General features: G+C 67.8%; 15 protein-coding genes. 13 read left to right on the top strand and 2 right to left on the bottom strand.

What is annotated here, in order from left to right; translation table 11 throughout:
- The first annotated feature begins 371 nt into the window (after positions 1-371).
- From DPM19_RS23480 to DPM19_RS23425, 13 genes are all read left to right on the top strand, one after another.
- Positions 372-1172 (top strand): hypothetical protein, encoded by an 801-nt coding sequence (locus DPM19_RS23480; protein WP_111870153.1) that lies wholly within the window; start codon positions 372-374, stop codon positions 1170-1172.
- 421 nt (positions 1173-1593) lie between these two features.
- Positions 1594-2166 (top strand): hypothetical protein, encoded by a 573-nt coding sequence (locus DPM19_RS23475; protein WP_146778971.1) that lies wholly within the window; start codon positions 1594-1596, stop codon positions 2164-2166.
- A 4-nt stretch (positions 2167-2170) separates the two neighbouring features.
- Entirely contained in the window at positions 2171-2941 is a 771-nt protein-coding gene (locus tag DPM19_RS35405) for a hypothetical protein (RefSeq protein ID WP_158566869.1), read from the top strand.
- A 14-nt stretch (positions 2942-2955) separates the two neighbouring features.
- Positions 2956-3660 carry an SAF domain-containing protein gene (locus tag DPM19_RS35400; protein WP_158566868.1) on the top strand — a complete coding sequence of 235 codons (705 nt, stop codon included), beginning with the start codon at positions 2956-2958 and terminating at the stop codon, positions 3658-3660.
- Positions 3661-3663: 3 nt separating this feature from the next.
- A complete protein-coding gene (locus DPM19_RS23465; protein ID WP_146778970.1) occupies positions 3664-4473 on the top strand; it encodes a hypothetical protein in 810 nt (269 codons plus the stop codon).
- Complete coding sequence (locus DPM19_RS23460) at positions 4470-5849, top strand: CpaF family protein (RefSeq protein ID WP_111870149.1); 1380 nt, start codon at positions 4470-4472, stop codon at positions 5847-5849. The genes DPM19_RS23465 and DPM19_RS23460 overlap by 4 nt, the downstream gene beginning before the upstream one ends.
- The gene (locus DPM19_RS23455) at positions 5849-6730 is read left to right on the top strand and encodes a type II secretion system F family protein (protein ID WP_158566867.1); all 882 of its coding nucleotides are present in this window, start codon (positions 5849-5851) and stop codon (positions 6728-6730) included. Before DPM19_RS23460 ends, DPM19_RS23455 begins: the two co-directional genes overlap by 1 nt.
- On the top strand, positions 6727-7620 hold the full coding sequence (locus tag DPM19_RS23450) for a hypothetical protein (RefSeq protein WP_111870147.1): 894 nt from the start codon (positions 6727-6729) through the stop codon (positions 7618-7620). The genes DPM19_RS23455 and DPM19_RS23450 overlap by 4 nt, the downstream gene beginning before the upstream one ends.
- 25 nt (positions 7621-7645) lie before the next feature.
- Positions 7646-7882 carry a hypothetical protein gene (locus DPM19_RS23445; protein WP_111870146.1) on the top strand — a complete coding sequence of 79 codons (237 nt, stop codon included), beginning with the start codon at positions 7646-7648 and terminating at the stop codon, positions 7880-7882.
- Positions 7879-8280, top strand: coding sequence for a pilus assembly protein (locus DPM19_RS23440; RefSeq protein WP_111870145.1), 402 nt, complete (start codon positions 7879-7881; stop codon positions 8278-8280). Before DPM19_RS23445 ends, DPM19_RS23440 begins: the two co-directional genes overlap by 4 nt.
- The gene (locus tag DPM19_RS23435) at positions 8277-8717 is read left to right on the top strand and encodes a pilus assembly protein (RefSeq protein ID WP_111870144.1); all 441 of its coding nucleotides are present in this window, start codon (positions 8277-8279) and stop codon (positions 8715-8717) included. The genes DPM19_RS23440 and DPM19_RS23435 overlap by 4 nt, the downstream gene beginning before the upstream one ends.
- Before the next feature lie 26 nt (positions 8718-8743).
- A complete protein-coding gene (locus tag DPM19_RS23430) occupies positions 8744-9172 on the top strand; it encodes a pilus assembly protein TadG-related protein (protein ID WP_111870143.1) in 429 nt (142 codons plus the stop codon).
- Positions 9169-11853: a BTAD domain-containing putative transcriptional regulator gene (locus DPM19_RS23425; RefSeq protein WP_111870142.1), complete on the top strand. Its 2685-nt coding sequence runs from the start codon at positions 9169-9171 to the stop codon at positions 11851-11853. Before DPM19_RS23430 ends, DPM19_RS23425 begins: the two co-directional genes overlap by 4 nt.
- 113 nt (positions 11854-11966) lie before the next feature.
- Here DPM19_RS23425 and DPM19_RS23420 read toward each other — a convergent pair whose 3' ends face one another.
- Positions 11967-15341 carry a helicase-related protein gene (locus DPM19_RS23420; protein WP_199485241.1) on the bottom strand — a complete coding sequence of 1125 codons (3375 nt, stop codon included), beginning with the start codon at positions 15339-15341 and terminating at the stop codon, positions 11967-11969.
- Between the two features lie 87 nt (positions 15342-15428).
- The gene (locus tag DPM19_RS23415) at positions 15429-18731 is read right to left on the bottom strand and encodes an Eco57I restriction-modification methylase domain-containing protein (protein ID WP_146778969.1); all 3303 of its coding nucleotides are present in this window, start codon (positions 18729-18731) and stop codon (positions 15429-15431) included.
- Positions 18732-19086 lie beyond the last annotated feature (355 nt).

Below are 19086 nucleotides of genomic sequence, written 5' to 3'. Positions count from 1 at the left end.
CCTTGGCGGGCCAACTCGACCGCGCGGCGCCGGAACTCGGGCGGATGTGGTGAGGGCATGGCGAACATCCTTCCTGATCATCGCCGGTGACCTCAGGCTGAGCGTCCGGAGAACGGGGGGAAGCTCAATCCTTACCTATCAATCCCGGGGCAGGCGTGTGCCGACGTCAGGCGGCTTTTCGGCGGCCACCTCGGCTTTACCAGCGGCGGGCGTAGAGCGCCTGCACGTGGACCAACCGCAGGTCAGCGGCACTATAGGCAGATCGTGAGCAGGGGTTGAGCAGCCTCGCGCGCCGAGAAAACGCTCATGATCTGCCTACCCCTCGGTGGATACCTGGCGGCACCGATCAACCTCCACCTTCGGGAGTCGCCATGACCCGCATCCACACCAGCGACCGGAACGCCACCGCCCCGGCGGAGACCGACGGCCACGGCAACGCGCTGGCCATCGCCGAACGGACCTTCAAGCTCCTGGTCACCGGCCCGTGCCCGCTGGCGATCGACGGCCGGGAGATAGGACACGGCCTGCCGGCACGGCCGATCGACCTGGACGAGCTGAAGACGCTCCTGCTGGCGCCGGGCACGGCCGACACCCTCAAAGACGCCGTCTGGGCCGAACTGGTGCACCGGGCCCGGACCGGGGACCCGGCCTGGGTGGTCGGCTGCGTCGGGGTCGCGATGCCAGGGCTGAAGAACGTCGCGGCCCGGGTGATCCGCACCAGCCCTGCGCGCCTGGCCGAGGACATCGTGTCGGAGCTGCTGACGGAGTTCGTCGCGCAGCTGCACCGGATCGACACGGGCCGCCCGCGCATCGCCGCCCGCCTGCTGCTGTGGGCGCGCAAGGGAGCCTTCCGCGTGCGTGGCCGGGAAGCCCGTCACGTCCCCTGCGACCCCGGGGAAATGCTCGTGGGCCCGCCCCTGCTCGACACCGATCCGATGAGCTTGGTGATCGATGCCGTACGGCAGGGGCTCATCACCCCGGCCGCCGCCACCGTGGTCATCGAGACGCGGCTCGGCGGCGTGTCCTTGCAGGACTTCGCCCGGGGACGGGGCGTTCCGGCCGACCGGCTCTACAAGCAGCGGCGGGCCGCCGAGGCGCGCCTGGTCGCGGCGATCAGGGACGGCCGGCTTTCAGCGCTCTCTGCCGGCCATGTCTCCGAAGCCGGCCCATGAGGCGGAGCCCTGCCCGTTCCGCACGGGCGACCGGCCCCGGTTCGTTCTCCAGGGGTCCGCCGGTCCTCCAGCAGGTCTCCCGCCGCTTTCCGGACGTGCGTGCATGTCGCACGTCCGGAAAGCGCGGCCCACTCGACAAGCGAACATCCATGCCACCGGAACGCGCCCTTCGAAGTGAGCTTTCCCGCAATACGCATAACACGCCATATCTTCCTTATTGGTCATATGGCGCATACGCTCAACACTCGAAAAATCTTTGTTGGTTCACTCTCGGATATTTACTCTCACAAGAGAGTAGAGAGTTCTCGGACTCGGCCTTGCGGTCCTACCATCAAACGAAACCCCTGACGCCTCAAACATGCCCCGCAGAGGTGTCACCAGAAATGCCCACTGCTGGTGATCAAGTTTTTGGGAGCCCAGCTTGAGCACGACCCTCCGAAGATTGACCGTGCCCACTCGTCCACCCCGGCTCGGCACCGCGATCGGGATGCTGTGCGTCATCCTGCTGTCGGCGAGTTGCAGCGATAAGGGCGCCACGGTGGCCCTGCCACCGCAGCACACCTCGACCCCCGCGCTCCCTTCCGCCACTCCCCCGAAGCCCGACGCCGATGCGGTCAGGGACGCCTACCAGCGGTTCGTGGCCCTGCTGGACCGGGCGGACACCCTGCCGGCGGGCAACCGCACGCAGCAGTTGTCCAGGTACATGACCAACCCCCAGCTTTCGCAGGTGCTCGATCGCATCAAGGCACTGCACGCGAAGAAGCTCACCTCTTACGGGGCCTCGGTCGTGCACATCAAAGACGTGAAGGTGGAGGGCGACAACGCCACCGTGCACGATTGCCAGAACTCATGGAACTCGGGGCTGATGAACGCCACCACCCGCAAGAAGGTGAATCGCGGCGTCAAGGAAGAGAACGTCGAGGCATTTCTGATCAAGGGCACCGACGGGCGGTGGCGCGTCCGCAAGTACGTCGTGCTGGGCGAAGGCTGCTGAAAGCATGAGCGTCGCCGCTGCCGGCCTCCTGATCGGTGGGCTCATTCTCGCCCGTCCGGTCATCGCCGCGCCTCCACAGGACCCCATTCCACCGGTCCTGAATGAGCACGGCTACGGATTCGGCGCCCGCACCGAAGGAAACCCGGGAAGCAGGCGGAACGGCCGAAGGCCGGAGGCGAGGAAGCCCGCCCCACCCGCCGGCGCCACCGACCGGATCGAGCCCCACGAGTGCCGCCCGTGGGCCGGGGGCTGGAAGATCTGCACGCCGGTCCGCTCGGCCGAACGGAAAGCCGCCGTCTCGCCGGCGGAACTGGCGATGACGAAATGGGAGCGGCTGCCGATCCCCGATCCGGTCGTGCGAACGGCTCCACCTCGTGGCACCGACGGCCTGGTGGGGCTGCCGCACTGGTTCTGGGTCGTCAACTGGCATCCGCTGACCGACCGGGCCAGGGCCGGCCGGGTGTGGACCGACGTGACCGCGAGGCCGCAGAGCATGACGATCGATCCCGGCACCGGCCGCCGGGCGTTCCGCTGCTCCGGGCCCGGCACCGCCTACGACCCGCTGCGGCCCGCGGTTCTGCAGCGAACGAACTGCTCGCACACCTTCCCCCGCTCGTCGGCCGGGCGGCCGGGCGGTGCCCACCGGGTGCGGGTGACCGTGGTGTGGAGCGGGACGTGGGTCGGCTCCGACGGCACCCGAGGGACGTTGCCGCCGCTGACCCGTTCGACGAGCTTCCCGGTGCGGGTGGCCGAGGCGCAGGGCCTCTACAGGTGAAGGTGGGGGAAGGCATGACGCGAACCGTCCGGGCTCTGCCCAGGCCGAGGCTCTCCCGGGACACGGGTGAGAGCGGAACGGAGCGGCGCCCGCCCGGGCGGCTCGCGCGGCAGCACCGGCGCGGATGGATCGCCGCCGGGGTGATGCTCATGTGCCTGGCGGTGCTGGCGAACGTGTACCTGTTCCAGAGCGCCGCGCACCGGGCGCCGGTCGTGCGGGTGGCTCGGGACGTCCCGGTGGGGCAGCAGATCGGCCGCGCCGACGTGGACGTCGTCGAGGTGGCGGTGGATTCCGCGGTGCAGACGGTCCCCGGCCATCAGCTGGACGAGGTGGTCGGGCGCAGGTCCGCGGTCGATCTGCGGAAGGGAACGCTGCTGGCGGCCTCCCACATGGCGACCCGGATCACTCCCCAGCCCGGCCAGGCGCTGGTGACGGTGCCGATGAAGGCCAGCGAGGCGCCGCAGGGGTTGGCCCCGGGCTGGCAGGTGCGGGTGGTGTCCGTCCCCGGCATGCAGGGCTCCGGCGGCACCGCCGCGCAGGGCTCCGGCGCGACGACGGCGCCCCGGGACATCCCGGCGGTCGTCGACCAGGTGACCGGACCCGACGCCGAAGGCACGCTGACGGCGTCGCTGCTGGTGGCCGACGCCGACAGCAGCACGGTGGCGCGGCAGGCCGCCGCCGGGACGGTGACGCTGGTCGTGACCGCGAGAAGGGGCTGACCGGTGGCGCTGTACTGTCTGATCTCGCCCGGTGGGGCGCCGGGGGTGACGACGACGGCGCTGGGCCTGGCGCTCACCTGGCCGGGCAAGGTCGTGCTGGCCGAGTGCGACCCGGCCGGACGCCGCGTCCTCCCCGGGTTCATGGCGGAACGGCTGCGTCGTCCGGCCGGTCCGGGACTGCTCGGGCTGGCGATGGCCGCGCAGCCCGACCCCGAGGCCGCCGTCGCGTCCCTAGGCGAGTACACCCTCCCGCTGTCCGGGAACGGGGAGGCCAAGCTGCTGCACGGGATCCGCGACCCCCGCCACGTCCGGCAGCTCGCCGAGTCGTGGCGGCCCCTCGCCGAGACGTTCACCGCGATCGACGGCGACGTGATCGCCGACCTGGGGCGCTTCGGCGGGTCCGACACCCCGACCCCGCTGCTGACCGTGGCCGACGCGGTCATCGTGGTGGTGCGCTGCACCCTGGCCCAGGTGGACGCGGCCGTACCGCGGCTGGACGTCCTGCGGGACCTGCTCGACGACCGGGTGCCGGTCGGGTTGTGCGTCGTCGAGGACGGCTCGTACGGCGCCACGGACGTGCGGCGGGTGCTGGATCTGCCGGTGTTCGCCGAGCTGCCGCACTCGGCGGCCGACGCCCGCGTGCTGTCCGACGGCGCCCAGCCGCGCCTGACCTTCAAGACCTCGCTGCTGATGCGGGCGATCGACGGGCTCGGCAAGCGCGTCCGCAAGGCGGTCGAGGAACGCGCCGTCCTGGACCTCCTCGACGAGGAGCCGGACGTGCCCGCGTCGGTCGCATCGGAGGCCGGCCGATGAGCGATCACAGCCGGGCCGGGATCGACGCCACCGGCACAGGTCACGCCCTACCTTCCGCCTTCGCCCCGAACGGGCCGCCCGGTGCCCAGGCCGACCCCTGGGCGGCCGTGCGCGAGGTGTCCCAGCGGCTGGTCGACGTCCTCGGTGACGACATCGACCGGGAGCAGGCCCAGCAGATGATCGCCGACCAGGCGAGGACGTGGGCGCACGAGCAGATGGCGGCCGGCCGTCCGGTGCCCTCGGCCGAGGAGCAGCGGCGGGTGGCGCGGGCAGTGTTCGACCAACGGTTCGGGTTGGGGCCGTTGCAGCCGTACCTGGAGCGCTCGGATGTGGAGAACATCGTCGTCAACGGCTGCCACCAGACCTGGATCACCTACACCAGCGGTGCCAAGGAAGCCGGGCCGCCGGTGGCCGAGACCGACGAGGACCTGGTCGACTGGATCCAGCTGCTGGCCCGGCGCGGGAACACCGGGCGGGAGTTCTCCCACGCCAACCCGCTGCTGGACGTCGCGCTGGCCGACGGGGTGCGGCTGGCGGTGGTGCACTGGGTGTCGCGGCATCCGCATCTGGCGATCCGGGTGCACCGCCTGGTCGACATCACCCTGCGGCAGCTGACCGGCCTCGGCACGCTGACCGAGGCGCTGGAGGAGTTCCTGCGGGCCGCGATCCGGGCGCGCCGGAACATCATCGTGTGCGGGGAGGTCAACACCGGCAAGACCACCCTGGTGCGGGCCCTGGCCAACGAGATCCCGGCCGATGAGCGGATCATCACGCTGGAAAGCGACTTCGAGCTGTTCCTGGACGATCCCCGGCTCGCGCACCGGCACCATGACGTGGTCGCGCTGGAGGCCCGGCAGGCCAACTCCGAAGGGGCCGGGCTGGTGCGGCTCCAGGATCTGGTGCCGGCCTGCCTGCGGTTGAACCCGGACCGGGTGATCGTGGGCGAGGCACGGCACGGGGAGCTGGCACCGATGCTGGAGGTGATGTACAGCGGGGCCCGGGGCTCGATGTGCACCCTGCACGTCCACCGTCCCGAGCACGTGTTCAACCGGGTCGTGCAGCTGGGCCGCCGCGCCGACCTCGGGCTGAGCCCCGAGGACCTGCATCTGATGTTCGGGCTGGCCGAACCGCTCATCGTGTACGTGCAGCGTGACCCGGTGACCAATGACCGGTACGTGTCGGAGGTGATGGAGGCCGGTCCCCCGGCGGACTCGGTCGAACCGACCCGCAACCACGTCTTCGTCCCCGGTTCTGACGGCCGGGCCACTCCGGCGGGCGGGCACATCAGCACCGAGCTGCTGGCCGAGCTGTCGGAATGCGGGTTCGATCCGGAGCTGCTGGCGCCCGAGGCCGGTTCCGGTGGGGGGTGGCGGTGATGGTGCTGCTGGCCGCGTGTGCGGGGGGCTGCGCCGCTGCCGCCGTCCTCGCCGTCTGGGCCGGGCTCGCCGGTGTTGCTCCGCGTGCCCGGGAGGGGCGTCCGCCGTCCCGGTTGCGGGTCCTGGCGCGGACGGCGGTCTCGTCCGGGCGCCGTAACCGGCTGCTGGGGGCGTTGGGGGCCGGGTTGGCGGTGCTGCTGGTGCTGCGGTGGCCGGTCGCCGCCCTCGCGGTCGGGGCGGCGGTGTACGTGCTGCCGCCGATGCTGTCGGGTCGCGCGCCGCAGCGGCGGATCGCGAAGCTGGAGGCGCTGGCCCAGTGGGCGCGGCGGCTCGCCGAGGTCATGGGCGCCAGCCGCGGCCTGGAGCAGGCCCTGGCCGACAGTGCCCGCGTCGCCCCGGAAGCGATCCGCGCGCCGGTCGGGGTGCTGGCCGACCGGCTCAACAACCGTGCCAACACCGAGCAGGCGTTGCGCGCGTTCGCCGACGACCTCGACGACCCGATCGGGGATCTCATCGGGTGCGCGTTGATCCTGGCGGCCAAGCGTCGCGGGCCCGGTACCCGGGAGGCCCTCGGCCTGCTGGCCCATGCCGTGGAGCAGGAGGTCATCGTGCGGCGGGACGTCGAGGCCGAGCGGGCCAGCCTGCGCACCACCCTGCTGGTGATCGTGCTGTCGGTCGTGGCGTTGAGCGCCCTGTTCATCTCCTCGCAGACGCTCGCCGATCCCTACGGGACTCCGCTCGGGCAGGCGGTGCTCGCCGTCGTCGCCGCGATCTACGCGGTCGGGCTGTGGTGGATGAAGCGGCTGGCCGTCCTGTCCACCGGCAGCCGCTTCCTGCACACCGGCCGGACGCGCCCGGCCGATCAGGGGGTGACGTCGTGACCGCGCTCGCCGCCGTGGCCGGTTTCCTTGCCGCGCTCGGGGCCCTCGTCATCGTGCGGGAGCTGCGGCCCGCCCCGCCGCGGTTGGACGCGGCTCTGGCGCATATTCAGGCGACGCCGCTCCAGCCCGTGCCGTCCGGTGGTGTCGTCAGCGGTCGCGACCGGCTCGGGAAGTGGCTGGGCGAGCGGGTCGCCCGGCCGGCGGGGCTGCTGGCCGTCCCGCGGACTGATCTGGCGTTGCTCGGCCGGTCGGTCGAGCGGTTCATGGTGGACAAGCTGGTCCTGTTCGTCACCGGCATCGTCGCGCCTTCGGGGTTCTTCTTCCTGGTGGCGTTGGCCGGGGGCTCTCCGCCGTGGGCACTTCCGGTGCTGGCCGGTCTGGGGTTGGGGCTGGTTCTGTCGTTCACGCCGGACTGGAACGTGCGCGCCCAGGCCCGTCAGCGCCGTAAGGACTTCCGGTACGCGTTCTCGTCCTACCTGCAGCTCGTGATGCTGGAGCGCGAGGCGGGGGCCGCGCTGAACGCCGCTCTGGAGGAACCGGCCAAGGTCGCCGACGGGTGGCCGTTCGCCCGCGTTCACCAGGCGCTGACCCGTGCCCGTCACGCCCAGCAGCAGCCCTGGCGGGCTCTGGCCCGGCTCGGTGAGAACATCGACGTCCGTGACCTGATCGACCTGGCCCATACCGCCGAGATCGCCGGGGGTGAGGGCGCCAAGATGCACGACGTCCTGGTCGCCAAGGTCACGGCCATGCGCCATGAGGCGTCCGCCGCCGCGCGGTCGGAGGCCAACGCTCGCACCACCGCGATGTGGGTGCCCACCTCGTTGCTCATGCTCGGCTTCGTGATCCTGGTCGGTTTCCCGTTCTTCTCCCGGCTGCTCGGATCCGGCTGACCCTATGTCTCTAGGAGGAACGACCATGCAGCGGTTCCGCCGCGTCTCCTGCACCGCGTTGGCGGTCTCCGTCGTCTGCCTGATCCTGCGTATGCAGGAGGCGGGCGAGGAGTTCCGCAAACGATCCGATCGCGGCTCCAACGTGGTCGAGACGATCATCATCGTTGCGGGCTTCGCCAGCCTGGCCTTCATGATCTATCTCGCGGTCTCCGGCAAGGTCCGCGGCTGGATCAACAAGATCCCCGGCACTGTAGGGCCGTGAACGCGCGCCCGCACCAGGCCGGCGAGACGGGAAGGGACAGGGGCTCGGCCGCCGTCTCGATCGCCATCGTGTTCCCGGCCGTCGCCCTGCTGTTCCTCGCCCTGGTCCAGGCGGTCATGGTGTCCGTCGCCCAGGACGTGGCGTTGGCGGCGGCGGAAGAAGGGTTGCGGGTTGCCCGCGCCCACCGCGGCACGCATGCCCAGGGGCATATCGCGGCCGCCGGCTTCGCCCGCCGGGAACCGGTTCTGCTGTCCCCGGTAGTGACGGTGTCGGGAACCACCACCATCGCCGTGCGCGTGGCCGGTCATGCCCCCTCGGTACTGCCGGGCATGCGCATAGCCGTCACGCAGACGGCGCGTGGTGCCCGGGAGCGGTTCACCACCCCACGGCAGCCATGACTAGGCGCGAACCGTTCAAGCCCGGTGGTCCCGAGGCGGGGAACGCCGTCGTCGAAGGGGCCGTCCTGGCGCCCTTGTTCGTCACCTTCCTGGCTGCGCTGCTGGTCGCCATGCGCGTCCAGCACGGCAGCGCCGTCGTCAGCCAGGCCGCCGCCGACGCCGCACGTCACGCCTCCATCGCCCGCACCGCAGGCCAGGCCCGCGCCGATGCCACCGCCAGCGCGCTGACGACTCTGCGCGGCAGAGGGCTGCACTGCACGCCGCGGGTCACGCTCGACCTGTCCGGCTTCAACCGTTCCGTCGGTCAGAACGCGACCGTGACCGCCCGAGTCACCTGCGCCGTCCGGCTCGCCGATGTCGCCCTGCCCGGCATGCCGGGCTCCCGCAGCGTCACCAAGACCCACCGCTCCCCCATCGACCCCTACCGAGGTCGCTGACCGATATGACTTCGCGAACTGCGACCGTGAATCATGGGCGCTGCCCAGACGAAGGTGGGCTCAGCGTCTTCGCCGTCATCATCACCCTGGTCGTGGTGGTGTTCTTCGGCGCCGTCGTCGACTTCGAACGCAAACTGGAAGCTCTCCATGACGCGAGCATCGCCGCCCAGGAGGCCGCGCGGGCGGGTGCTGGGCAAGTGGATCTCGATCGCGCCTACTCGCGTGGTGGCTTCGTCGTCGACCGTCCGGCCGCGATCCGTGCCGCGAAGGCCTACCTGCGGGCTGGCGGCTACAGCGGCTCGGTCACTTCCGAAGGCGCCCGGTCCATTCGCGTGCGCGTCACGGTCGTCAAGCCTGCGCTGTTCCTTCCCTTGGTGGGGATTTCCGCCCTGCACGCCGAGGCCGTCGCGGTCGCCGACCTGACCACTGGAGTGGAAGGACCCGATCGACCATGACCTCTCGGCTGCCGACCCGTGCCACCGAGATCTGGCGTGGACTCGGGGCGCTTGCCGCCCTAGGGCTGCTGCTGGTGGCCGTTCCCCTCGTCTTGTACGCGGTCGGCGGCTCGCCGCTGCCCAAAGACGTACCGGCTTGGTCGCAGGTCACTGGAGCATTGATGCGGCCGGACACCGACCACAGGCTCTTCCTGGGAGCGGTACGCCTGATCGGATGGGCGGCCTGGTGCCCGCTCGTGATCATCATCGTCGCTGAAACGGCCGGTTACCTGGCCGGCCGCCCGACCCTACGCCTGCCCGCACCGGCACGCCCCATGCAGTACCTGGCCCGTGACCTGGTGGCCATGGTCGCGCTCCTCTTCAGCACGACCACCGCCGTCACCAACCCGGCCGCCTCATCCACCACCCACGCGGCAACCGCCGAGACCACCGCTGTCCCTTCAGCAGCGACTCCGGACGGGCAGAACACAAACCTGCCCGCGCCTGGACGTGCCACCTCCGCCTTCGCGGCTAGCGGGTCAGAGCACCGGCGGTGGCGTTTCCAGGTCGTCAAGCAAGGTGACACGTTGTGGGGCATCGCTCGCCGCGAACTCGGTTCTGGCACGCTCTACCCCAAGATTTTCTTGGCGAGCAGGGAACTCCACCAGCCGCAAGGTCTACCTCGTCTGGTCCGGCCGGATCGGATCTTTCCTGGCCAACGTGTGCGCATCCCCCAGCGTGCCCGGAAGAACGAGCCCCGACCGCCCGCGCCCTCTCTGCATACGCCGCGGGAACAGCCCCAGCAATCAGTGCCTGCCCCGACCACTGAAAGCTCCGTACCGCCCACCGCCACACCAGCGCCGTCACAGCCGCCCCGACAGTCGGCGGGCGAAACGGGACAGGAGCCGGGTGATCGTGATGCGGCACTCGCCATCGCTCTTCCCACCGGCACTTACATCGGCATAGGGCTCGCTGCAGCGATCAGCACCGCCTGGGCAGTCACCCGCCTGCACCGGCGCCGACGACAGCCTCATCTCAAGCAGTGGCCCCAGCCTGTCGAGCCCGAACCGATACCTCCGACGGCTATCTCCAATGCCCGAAAGGCTCACCTGGACACCTACATCGAACGCGGTGAGTCGATCCCCACCGACGCCGACCTCATCGCCGCAGACCTGGCGATGCCAGCCCCAAGCCAGATCACGGTCGGCCTACGCGACGATCGCCCGGTCATCTTGCCACTGTCCGGGCTGAGCCTGGGCCTGCACGGGCCGGGTGCACCCGCAGTAATCCGGGCTGTCGTCACCGAGCTGGTGGCCAGATCACACCGCGCCCGCGCAGAAGTCGTCATCCCTAGCGCCGACGCGAAGGCTCTGTTCACGGAATCAGAGTGCGATTTGATCGGCTTAGCCACCTCCCTGCCCGGCTTGACCATCACGTCTTCGCTCACCGCGGCCATCACGCATCTGGAGGCCGAGGTCATCCACCGCGCCCGTCTCATGCAGGCCACCGACGAACCTGACGTCCCCAGCCTGCGCACCGCCGACCCCAGCGAACCCCTCCCCGCCCTCCTCATCGTCGCCTCCACCCAGGGCAACAGCAACCATGTCCTCCAGGCCCTCCTACAGTTCGGACATCGCTACAGCATCGGCGGGTTGATCCTCGGCTCCTGGCCCGCCGGAACCAGCGCGCACATCGCCGTCGAAGGAGCCGTAGCCCGTGCTGAAGGCCCCCACAGCGGCTCCCTGATCGGGGCACGTCTGTTCCACGTAGAGACCGACGATGCCGTCGACATGCTCCGTACCGTCCGCACTTCCCAAGGTGCCGCTGAGCCCTCCGCCACCGTCAGGCCCACAGACGCTGAAGTTCCCGAGCTCGGTGATCACACCAGCCTGCCCGCCGAGCGCAACGTCGACATGCCAGAACTCGAAGCACCGATGCCGAGGGAACAAGGGCGACCGATCCGGCTATGCCTGCTCGGTCCCGTCCGCCTGTACGCAACTGGCATGCCCGTCACCACCGGATTGCGGCGTAGCGCCCATGACCTACTGGCGTACCTCGCCCTACACCCGAACGGCGTCACCCGCGAACAAGTCATCGTCGACCTGTGGCCCGACCACGACCCCCAAGCCGGCACCACCGCGTTCCACACCGCCAACAACAACATTCGCAGAATCCTGCGCCAGGCCACTGGCCTGCGTGAACCCATGTTCATCATCCACGCCGCAGGCCGCTACCGCCTCGACCCCTACCTCATCACCGTCGATCTGTGGGACCTCACCATCGCCCTCGACAAGGCCCGCCAGGCAGACAACGATGCCGAACGACGCCATGCCCTACAGCCCGCCGCCGCTCTTTACACCGGGGATTTCGCCGCCGACCTGACCCACGAATGGGCCGAAACGCACCGTGAGTACATCCGCCGCACCACCACCGACGCCCTCACCCACCTCGCCGACCTCACCCAAGCAGAGCACCCTGAACAAGCATTGGCGATCTTGGAGCAGGCGCTCGACCACGACCCCTATTCCGAGCCCCTCTACCGAACGATCATGCGCCTGCAGGCCGACCTCGACCGTCCCGACGCTGTACGCCGCACCTACCAACTCCTCGAAAGCCGCCTCGCCGCCATCGACGCCGAACCCAACAACCACACCCACCAACTCATGGCCGTCTTACTGAACCACCGCCAGAGGTCGCGGTGAGTACCGGTAGGCCACTGGCGAGGTGCCCGCTTTTGCGGGTCCTTTTCCAGCAGCCCCCGGCCCGAGTCGGACGGCATCTTTTCGATGCGTCCGGCTCTCCGGAACTTAGCGCGTCATGTGTCCTGGGCCGGGAGGATTGCCATCCAGCACACCAGGTGCACATCGTCTTCAGTGATCGCGGGCAGTGGCTCCGGTGATGGCTGGGGGGTTAGACCGAGCCGATCCGCGAGTTCGGCTAGGTGGTTCACGGTGCTGTGGAACGCGCTGGGTTCAGTGAGGACGTTGCGAATGGTACGAACGATGCGAGGGCTGTAGGGGGCTTCGAGTCGTTCGATCAGGGCGTCTTGGTCTGCTCCCAGGTGGGCGCCGTGCTGTCGGACCAGTTCAGCCGCATCTCGCATGGCCTTCGGGATCTGGGGGGTGAGGTTGGCCGGGTCAGCGTTGTGCATCCAGGCTGCGGCGATGTGCTGTCGAGCGCATGCCCAGCCGTCGTAGGCGGCCTGATGAATGGCCTCGTTCAGCAGCGGCGGGGGGTCGTTGGGGCCGGGATCACCTGCAGCGAGGCAGGCGAGGGTGTCGTCGACGACGATGGGCTGGTTTTCTTCGTCGTGGGTGATGGCGTACTCGTCGGTGAGCGGGACGTAGCGGAACCATGGCCGAGGATGGTCCCCGATCTGGGCACAGAACACCAGGCCAGGCTGGGTTCCTCCGGTACGGGCGAAGCCGGATCCGCTTCCCCAGGGCAGGCGTGTCACCGAGTCCCGCAGCAGCGGATTGCCAAGGTCGTTGTGGAGCCGGCGCCGGTACTCCTCACCGGACAGGGCGGAGGCGCCTCCTTGGATGAACAAGGCGGCGTCCTCGCGGCGGAGTCGGTCGATCTCCGCTCTGGTCTCGGTGAGGTTTACTTCCCGGCCGGTGAAGCCGGGCAGGACCTCTCCGACTCCGGTTGCGGCCGCAGCACGTTTGAGCTTGCTTTGCAGCCGTTCTTCCAGGCCAAGGAAACGTTCGAGTTGCTGATCGGGGAAGAAGCAGCGTAGGAAGACTTCACGGTGCTCAGAACCGATGCGGTCGATGCGGCCGTGCCGCTGAACGAGCCGCATCGGGTTCCAGGGCAGGTCGTAGTTGATGATGTGCCGAGCCTGCTGGAGGTTGACGCCCTCGGCGAGGACGTCAGTGGCAATGACGAGGTCGTAGCGGTCCTCATCGGTGGGTCCGCCAGCGGTGCGAGGGGCGAACCCGGCGATAGTCTGGGAACGGCCCTCGCGGTCCGGGCCTGCGGCCATGGAGATGCGGCCTTGATAGGCAGCAAGGCGCGGGTCTGTCTCGATCGCCTGGACGAGGCGGCTGTGGACGTGGGTGACGGTGTCCGCATAGTAGGAGAAGACGAGCACCTTGCGTTTGTCGCAGGTGTCCTGCGGGGTGATGCCCTCGGCTTGTGCCTGCTCGACGATCTGAGCGAGCTCCTCGACCAGGGCTTCAACCTTGGGGTCGGGGCCGACTTGATGAGCTCGGACCTCATCGCGGAAACGGGTCAGCAGCCGGTGGTCTGCCTCGACGGCGCTCTTCAGCGCCGGGATATCGTATTCATCAGCGTCCTTGACGCCGTCGGTGGCGTCATCGTCCATAGACTCGATAAAGGCGTCGAGGTCATCGCTGTCAGAGGTCGACCATTCCCGCAGGGCATCACCGGTAAGAACTCTGCCCTGGTCCAAGGCCTGTAGGAACGCCTCATGGCTGGCCAACATCTTGTCCAGGGTGCGCTGGAAAGCATAAGCGGAGGACTCGAACCGCTTGAGCAGGGCAGAGCGCAGCAGCCCGGCATTCTGTTGCTCGAACTGTTCCTCGGCGCCACCGCGGCGGAAATGCGAGGGCACGTACCGGGCTAGGGTGAGGACCTCCCCAGGAGCCTGGAGGGACACCGCCAGCCCATCATCGGAGTCCGGGCTAGTGTCGGTGCCCAAGGCGACGGCGAGCCGATCGAACATTCCCGGGAACGCGACGTCGAGGTTGTAGTCGACCCGACGGACCCGTGGGGTGGGAAAGGCGATCTCGCGTTCAACCCCATTGATGACGACCCGGTCCCCCACGTAGTGGTTGCGGATGAAGCGGCGGGTGCGACGTACCGCCACCTTGTCCAAGACATCGAAGAGGTGCTCCGGTGACAGGTCATCGGGGTTGATCGCCATGGCCCGGTCGAAGTAGGCCCGCAGCGACGGAACCCCAGCATGGGCGAACGCCGCATCGTTGGTGACGAAGTAGGAGATCAGGTTGTACAGGTCGTAGAGGCTGTTGTTGACTGGCGTCGCGGTCAGCAGAACCAGTTTCTTGGGGCTGCTGCCCTCGGTGAGGGCGCGCAGCGCGTCGGCGCGGCGGGTGGCGGCATTCCGCAGGGCATGCGCCTCATCGACGATGACCAGGGCGTACTCGTCTAGGTCCTGCAGGGCCGACCCGAGCTGGCCGGCGTCACTTACCCCGCGGGTCAGCTCCTCATAGGAGACCACGTCGGCCCGCAAGTTTACTTGCCGCAGGAATGGACCCCAGGTGGAATCCCGCAGCGTGGCCGGCGCGACGACCAGGGCCTTCTGGCGGTTGATGATGACTGCTTCATGGATGATTTCACCGGCGATGTAGGTCTTACCAAGTCCGACCTCGTCGGCGACGATCACGCCGTTGAGCTGTTCCAGGATGCGCCGAGCACGCCATACCCCGTCGGCTTGGAAGCCGGTTAGGCCGAGCCGAGACCGGTCCCGAGCGGAGGCTTCCTCCTCCACCTCCGCCCCGTACAGTTCGTACAGCATGCGGAGAAACACCACGCGTGGTGGATGCGGCTCCCACCTTGACTCATAAATCGCTGCGAGGTCGAACGGCTTTGCCACCTGCCATAGGTCCTCAAACCAGTTCTGGACGGCACGCACCGTCTCGGGCTGATACTGGCCCAGGTTGAGTTCCCTGTTACGGGCTAGTCCGGCGAAGGTGAAGTTGCTGGAACCCGACACCACCCCCGGCAACGGGCCATCGACGATGAAAGCCTTGCCGTGCAGGAATCCCGCCTCATAGCGGCGAACCTCAACGTTTCCCGAGCGTAGCCAATCGACAAGCCGACGAGCCGCACGGTCCGCTTCGATGGTGAAGCCGAGCAGGTCACGGTCCTGCTCCAGCCGCCGATGGTGCCCTTCCAAGGCTTGGCGTACCTGATTGCGTTCGGCGTGGGCTCCCAGGCCCGCCGACAGCGGTCGCACACCGCGTTGCTGCCGGTCCGGGTCGGCCCCCAGCAGCAGCTGCACCGGTCCCAGACGTTCCAGTTCGTCGGCCAGCAACCCAAAACCGCCGGGGTTGAAGTAGGCGGACGCGATCGACACCCCGGGGGCGGTGACGAGATTGGTCCGCATCCCCTGGAGCAGGGTATTGATCGCGGCGGCGACCGTCTGCTCATCCGGGCGGTTGGTGGCGAAGGTCGGTCGGAAGTCTCCGGGGGGTATGACGCTCACTCGCTGCTCTTCCCTCCTGGCCGCGGTCGAGACTCAGCACGGCATGCAGGTCATATGTAAGGAAGAGATGATATCGACTGATGCCACCTATTTCTTAATTCGAGGCGGGACGTGGGCGATACCGAGCTTCTCCCGCAGAACCTTTGGTAGTCCGGTCTCGTTGAAGTCGGCCACAATGACTTCGAGGTCAGCCTGCTCCAGTCCATAGCCGTGCAGGGCTAGCTGTTCGAGGTTAGCCCGCAGCGCTACCTCGTCGTCGCTGTGGGAATCGGTGACGGTGATCCCTCCGGCCAGGCGGGTGTAACCGTTACGGGCCAGGAGGCTGCTGGTGATGTGGGCGGCTTCCTTGATCTGCGCTGGCGTCCAGTCTGGTAGCGGAATCTGGTTGACGACTGGGGCGGTGACGTGCCGGTCGACAAATCGGCGGGCCCACCAGTCCACCGTGAGAGTGTTCAGCAACCCCAGTAGTGCCAGACGTTCCCATTCACCCGAACCGGGATCGTGCATGACGGCATGAATATAACCCTTGTTGTGCAGTATCCCGGCCTCGGGTAGTGCGGCAGCGATGACCGTCCGTGAGTCGTCACTACGGCTAACGCGCCGGAAGAGAATCAACGGATGCTGGTTGGTGAGGACAACAGCCCTACCTTGCCTCGCGACACCCCGAGGCTTGGCAGTGAGGCTGTCAAGGTTCGTGACGAACTGCTTGAACGGCTCATCTACATCGAAGCCAAACTGGTCGACGTGCGCAGTCATCAAGATCTTCCACGCTTCCTCGCCGCCCCGCCGATCCACGAGATTCTTGTGGGGGCCGCTACCGGTGAAGTCCCAGCGAGCATCGTGGGTAGCTTTAATCCAACCTTTGCCCGAGGACAGTCGCGGTCCTGTGCGCATGGTGTCGAACACCTGACGGTCGGCTGCACCGTTGAACCAGGGGATGACGTGCGTTTCGGAGAACGAAGCGAGGTCGTCCTGGGTGAGCAAGATGGCATTCTCATCGTTCGCGGCCGTAACCTCAGCGGGGGTGTTGGCGACCCAAACTTGGGTGACCGGCGCGTCCGCTCGTGAAGCGCTGAGCAACACTACGGCATACCGAGGATCCACATCCTCAAAGATCCATTCGCCGTGGTTGCGGCCCTGCACGATTCGCAGATCACCTACTGTGGTGAGTTCTTCACGCAGTTTCTTCCATCCGGCTAGGACCATGCTCTGACGTGGTAGGACCAGCCCGAGGTAGCCAGATTTGCGCCGCAGCCGGATGGCGCGCTCCAGCATCAGCTGTGCCAGCTCTAGGTGCGTGCCGCCGCGTAGCGTGTACGACTTCTTGAACAGGTCCTGCAGGACGGCTCGTTGTGTCGCCTCCTGCCTCTCCTGCTCTGCTTCCACCGGATGCGTAGCGCGCAGCTCCTGAATCTTTTTCTCGCGTTTGTTGTCCGGCAAGGCCATGAGGCCAGGGTGGACACCGGCCCAGAACGGTGTGGCTTCCCAGCGGACCTTCTCCCAGGGAGGGTTTCCGAGAATGACATCGAAGCCTGGACGTGATCGCACGAACACCTCAGGGAACCGGTATGGCAGGTGCACCACCGCGAACTGTTCGAGTGCTCGCCGAATCTTCTCGGCCTTCTCTTCGGAACTGGTGACTGCGGCGATCGCGTCGTCGGCGTCTTGTGGGGGCGAGGTCAAACCCATGCGTACGGCGACCGCAGCGTCAAAGATGTGCTTAGCATCCTTCGCCTCGGCCAAAGCCTGCCGGTAGGCGCGTGCCGCGTCCTGAACCTCGGCCTTCTTGGCCTCGTCGGTACGGGCCACGCGCCGCAGCCGCTCCCCGGCTGTGTGCAAGGCTTCTTCGATCTTGTCTGCGAACAACGACATCTGCCCAATGCCGGCCTTGGGTTCCAAGACTTCTAGAGCCTCGGAAAGCGTTCCGATGCCGGTGAGGCTGTTCCCGACGATCAAGCCGTGTTCCAGCGACGACATCGGCAGACCAGGCACGAAAGTATGAATCCAGATGCCCAAGCGGGCCAGCTCTACCGCCATGAGGTTGAGGTCCAACCCATACACGCACCGCCGCGCGATCTGGCGGCGCAACAGGGCCGATGTCTCGATTTCGACCGTGGGAGCCTGGTCAGCGAGGGCTTCTCTGGCTGCCTGGGACAACCGGCTGAGCTCGTCGGCGATGGCTGCGATGGGGCGCTCTGCGAGGAAGGTGGTGAACCGAGTCTCGATTCGGTCGATCGCCGCGACCAGAAAGTGCCCGGAACCCATCGCCAGGTCGGCGATCCGGAAGTCGAAGAACAGTTCCGCCGCCGCCGCCTCATCCTCCTGATCGAGCAGATCACCCACCTGGGCCAGGTGGGCTTGCAAGGCCGGTTCCAGCGCTGTGTTCAGCAGGTGCTCCACGGCAAACGATTTGGTGAAGTACGAGCCTGTCGCTTTCCGGTTCCCGGCGTTGTTGTGGAAGTACACCTGCCCCGCCAGCACCTCCACCACGTCGCCGTCCTGGACAGGGACGAAGGCGTCGTCTTTGTTCGTAGTGAGTGGCACAGGCGCGATGGATAGCGAGGACTCCAATAGCCCCTCATAGATGGTGCCGAACTCGCGTACCGACAGCGACCGAAAGTCCACTGGGCCCTGCGTACCGTCGGGGCCGACATCAACCAGCAGGGCGCGCAGGGCGGGGCCGAACTCGGCGTCGGTGAGGTGCATCTGTGTCAGGGCGGCCCCGGAAGGACTCACCGTGGCGTCGTGGGTGAACAGGCCACCGTTGTAGGCGGGGACGTCCCAGCCACGGTTGCCGCCGTCAACCGCCGACCACACAGTGAGCATGTCGTCCCACAGCGCCGTGGCGTTCGCGTCGAAGGCTTGCTCAGGGTCGGCGGCGAAGTCCTTGGCCAGGGTCTTGATCGCGTGCCGGTCGTATCGCGGATTCCGCCCGTATGGCAGCAGCTGCCGGTCTTCCGCATAAGCCAAGAACAACAACCGGAACAAGATCATAAGAGTGCGGTGGTACGCCTCCTGCAGGTCGCTGTCAGACCTCACGCGCATGTGCTGGGCAACCGCGACAGCCAGGCCAGGCACGACATCGTTATAGATACGTTCACGAAGCCGGATCCCAAGATCGGCGGCGAAGTTCGTGGAGGCTGCCAGGACCTGGCCAGCGCTTCCGTTGGGCATCAGCGCGGCGGCGGAGAACAGCAGTGGTAGATAGCCGGCGGTGTCATCGGTGAGCAGTTCAAGGTCCAGTTCGACGAATGTCTCTCCCTGGCTCTTGGCACCGGTCCCAACGGCCGGCTGGGCAGGGTGGAGCCTAATCTGACTGCCGCGCACGACGATGACCCACGGGATGTTCTCCTTTGTCGCCGTTGCAATCCCGTGGGCGACAGGAGACACAGCCCCGAAGCGTGGAGAGGGCCGGTCGAAGACTTCGGTGTCGTCCAGCAGAACAGCGACGGCCCTCGTCGCCTCCTCATGGGGCAACACAAACGCGGCTGAACCTCGGGGTGCGGGTCTGTACCCCAGCCCCTGGACCAACGGGAGCCCCCGCAGACCTCGCAAGGACCGCGCTCGATCACACGCGGCGCCCCAGTCGCTCCTACGAGGAACACCCGTACGTAGCTCATGCGTGGCGAACAAGCCCTGATTTTGCAGTCCCGGGGTGAGCTGGTCCTTAACACCCGCCAGCAGGCGTTCCAGCGCACGGCGTGCCGCATGCCGGTCGGGCTCCCGCAACGCAACGTCGCAGACC

Origin of the sequence: Actinomadura craniellae (assembly GCF_003289645.1) — a bacterium.
In the GTDB taxonomy this organism is placed as follows: Bacteria; Actinomycetota; Actinomycetes; order Streptosporangiales; family Streptosporangiaceae; genus Actinomadura_D; species Actinomadura_D craniellae.
This window is presented reverse-complemented; position numbering and strand designations above follow the sequence as displayed.